This is a genomic window from Ruegeria sp. ABD4_443 (genome assembly GCF_056160865.1).
In genome coordinates this window covers 2,501-6,426 of sequence record NZ_JBSWYA010000017.1, presented here as the reverse complement: position 1 = coordinate 6,426, position 3,926 = coordinate 2,501, and the positions used below count along the sequence as shown (strand labels likewise).

Below are 3,926 nucleotides of genomic sequence, written 5' to 3'. Positions count from 1 at the left end.
GTTATGAGCCTGCTGAGGTTTGATCGTTAAGCAAACAGTTCAGTGTACTGTTTGTAGATCGAACGGTTTTTTTGGGATTTGGTTGCGGGGAGAGGATTTGAACCTCTGACCTTCAGGTTATGAGCCTGACGAGCTACCGGACTGCTCCACCCCGCGACACTTTATGTGACCTATCGCTTACGCTACTTGAGGTCTTTGGTGGGCCTACCGCCTATTCGGCTACTTGAGGCCGGGTCGTGTTCTTTTGATCGTTTAGAGAGAATGCTGTTTGTTGGGCTTTTACTAGGTTTGGCGGTGACCTACTCTCCCGGGGCTTAAGCCCAAGTACCATTGGCGCGGCAGTGCTTAACTTCCGGGTTCGGTATGGGACCGGGTGTTTCACTTGCGCTATGACCACCAAACCGAGGAAAAGCCCCCGTCGCTCTTTTTGCTTTGCAAAAAGGCGACGAGCAGGAGGCAGCGTATTCGCGAAGCGGATGCGCGTTCCTGCACGGTTGTGTATCAATCAACAGTGCCGCTTGGTGCGACACGATCATCCTTAGTCAAGGTCAGTGTATGTCTTTGATTTGTCTTTCCATTACTGGATCAAATCAAGCCTATCGGGCGATTAGTACCGGTCAACTGAACGCATTACTGCGCTTACATCTCCGGCCTATTGACGTGGTGGTCTTCCACGGCCCTCAGGGAGACCTTGTTTTGAGGGGGGCTTCCCGCTTAGATGCCTTCAGCGGTTATCCTGTCCGATCATAGCTACCCAGCACTGCCGTTGGCACGACAACTGGTCCACCAGTGGATCGTTCACCCCGGTCCTCTCGTACTAGGGGCAACTCCTCTCAAGTCTCCTACACCCACGGCAGATAGGGACCGAACTGTCTCACGACGTTCTAAACCCAGCTCACGTACCTCTTTAAACGGCGAACAGCCGTACCCTTGGGACCTGCTCCAGCCCCAGGATGAGATGAGCCGACATCGAGGTGCCAAACACTGCCGTCGATATGGACTCTTGGGCAGTATCAGCCTGTTATCCCCGGCGTACCTTTTATCCGTTGAGCGATGGCCCTTCCACTCGGGACCACCGGATCACTATGGCCGTCTTTCGACTCTGCTCGACTTGTCAGTCTTGCAGTCAGGCTGGCTTCTGCCATTGCACTCAACGAGCGATTTCCGACCGCTCTGAGCCAACCTTCGCGCGCCTCCGTTACGCTTTAGGAGGCGACCGCCCCAGTCAAACTACCCGCCACGCAGGGTCCCGGATCCGGATAACGGACCGCGGTTAGACATCAAGAGTGCGAAGGGTGGTATCTCAAGGGAGGCTCCACAGGTACTTGCGTTCCTGCTTCAAAGCCCACCACCTATCCTGCACATCACAATCCTGATGCCAGTGCGAAGCTGTAGTAAAGGTGCACGGGGTCTTTCCGTCTAACCGCGGGAAGCCTGCATCTTGACAGGCAATTCAATTTCGCTGAGTCGATGTTGGAGACAGCGGGGAAGTCGTTACGCCATTCGTGCAGGTCGGAACTTACCCGACAAGGAATTTCGCTACCTTAGGACCGTTATAGTTACGGCCGCCGTTTACCTGGGCTTCAATTCAAGGCTCTCACCTCTCCTTTTAACCTTCAGGCACCGGGCAGGCGTCAGACCCTATACGTCGTCTTGCGACTTCGCAGAGCCCTGTGTTTTTAATAAACAGTCGCCACCCCCTGGTTTGTGCCCCCAGCCCCTAGTTGCCTAGGAACCGGGCCTCCTTCTCGCGAACTTACGGAGGTATTTTGCCGAGTTCCTTCAACATCGTTCTCTCAAGCGCCTTGGTATGCTCTACCAGTCCACCTGTGTCGGTTTAGGGTACGGTCTTATAGGAGGGCTATTTCCAGGAACCTCTCAGCAGCCCATTCAATCCGATAAGGATGAACTACCTTTGAGATCCGTCACCACTCCACGGCCCAGGAATATTAACCTGGTTCCCATCGCCTACGCCTTTCGGCCTCGGCTTAGGGGCCGGCTTACCCTGCTCAGATTAGCTTTAAGCAGGAACCCTTGGACTTTCGGCGAGAGTGTCTCTCACACTCTTTGTCGCTACTCATGTCATCATTCTCACTAGTGATCTCTCCACCGGATGGCTCACGCCCCGGCTTCATCGAAAAGATTCTGATCCTCCATGGCGCTCCGAAGAACGCTAAAGAGGATGAATCTTATGTCACACTACGCTCTGCTACCGATGCTTACGCATCCCTAGACTTCGGCTCATGGCTTGAGCCCCGTTACATCTTCGCCGCAGGACAACTTGTTTAGACCAGTGAGCTGTTACGCTATCTTTAAAGGATGGCTGCTTCTAAGCCAACCTCCTGGTTGTTTTGGTCGTCCCACCTGCTTTCCCACTTAGCCATGAATTGGGGGCCTTAGTCGTAGGTCAGGGTTGTTTCCCTCTCCACTACGGACGTTAGCATCCGCAGTGTGTCTGCCATCTAGTACTCCCGGGTATTCGGAGTTTGGTTAGGATCAGTAAGCCTGTGGGGCCCCATTACCCATCCAGTGCTCTACCCCCCGGGGTATTCGGATGACGCTCTACCTAAATAGATTTCGCAGAGAACCAGCTATCTCCGAGTTTGATTGGCCTTTCACCCCTAGGCACAACTCATCCCGACCTTTTTCAACAGGTGTGGGTTCGGCCCTCCAGTAAGTGTTACCTTACCTTCAGCCTGGTCATGCCTAGATCACTCGGTTTCGGGTCTGATCCCACGAACTCATACGCCCTATTAAGACTCGCTTTCGCTACGCCTACACCTAACGGCTTAAGCTTGCTCGTGAGACCAAGTCGATGACCCATTATACAAAAGGTACGCCGTCAGATCTCGAGGATCCTCCGACTGATTGTAGGCGTTCGGTTTCAGGTACTGTTTCACTCCCCTCGTCGGGGTGCTTTTCACCTTTCCCTCACGGTACTGGTTCACTATCGGTCAGCAAGGAGTACTTAGCCTTCGAAGGTGGTCCTCCGATCTTCAGACAGAATTTCACGTGTTCCGCCCTACTTAATACGTCCGTCAAAGCTTAGAATACGGGGCTGTCACCCGCTATGGCCATGCTTCCCAACATGTTCTTCTCACTTATCCGGCTCGGCTGGTCCCCGTTCGCTCGCCGCTACTAGGGGAGTATCAATTGATTTCCTTTCCTCCGGGTACTTAGATGTTTCAGTTCCCCGGGTTTGCCTTTATAACCCTATGTATTCAGGTCATAAATACCTGGTTATGCTCATTATTGATTAGCAGAGCTAACAATAACAAACATTCAGGTGGGTTGCCCCATTCAGAAATCCATGGATCAAAGCTTATTCTCAGCTCCCCATGGCTTATCGCAGAGTATCACGTCTTTCATCGCCTCTTGCTGCCAAGGCATTCACCAAACGCCCTTCTCGCGCTTGATTTGATCCAGAAAAAGAAAGACATAACATTTTGCGCTACCGCCTATTCGGCTACTTGAGCACAAGTATGTCAATCGAGACCGCCCAGCTGGTAACTAAAGGCAGTCATTCTTCTGAACCAAAAACATACATTTCCCGCCCCCGCCACTTGGACGAGGACAAATGAGCAACCCCATATGGTCTCTCAGCCGTGCAGCTGATCAACGCAGGTCGCTCGGGTTAGTATATTTGACTTGGACAACTCTGTTCTTTTTCAGTCGCGATACGCATTCCAGGCCGGCTAGACCCAAACTGCGCCGTCTGCCAAATGGCAGAAACGACCGAGATCAGCGCCACACTCGGCGCGATCAAACAGTGTTGATTGATTTCTCTCTATACGATGTCAAATGATCTCCGAAGGAGATCGTTTGGGTGCGAGGCAGCGTATCTTCAAAGAAGATGCGCGTTCGCACTCCGTAGTCTGTTAAGAACAGACATCTCAGCATTCCCAAAAATGCTCACAAACCTGTTC

1 tRNA gene and 2 rRNA genes are annotated in these 3,926 nt (G+C 52.5%); all 3 read right to left on the bottom strand.

From position 1 onward, the window contains the following. Window positions 1-79: 79 nt before the first annotated feature. A tRNA-Met gene (locus ACXAG8_RS18425) sits at window positions 80-156 on the bottom strand. A 130-nt stretch (window positions 157-286) separates the two neighbouring features. Continuing rightward, window positions 287-401: ribosomal RNA gene (rrf, locus tag ACXAG8_RS18420) — 5S ribosomal RNA — on the bottom strand. Window positions 402-586: 185 nt separating this feature from the next. After that, window positions 587-3,418: ribosomal RNA gene (locus tag ACXAG8_RS18415) — 23S ribosomal RNA — on the bottom strand. Window positions 3,419-3,926 lie beyond the last annotated feature (508 nt).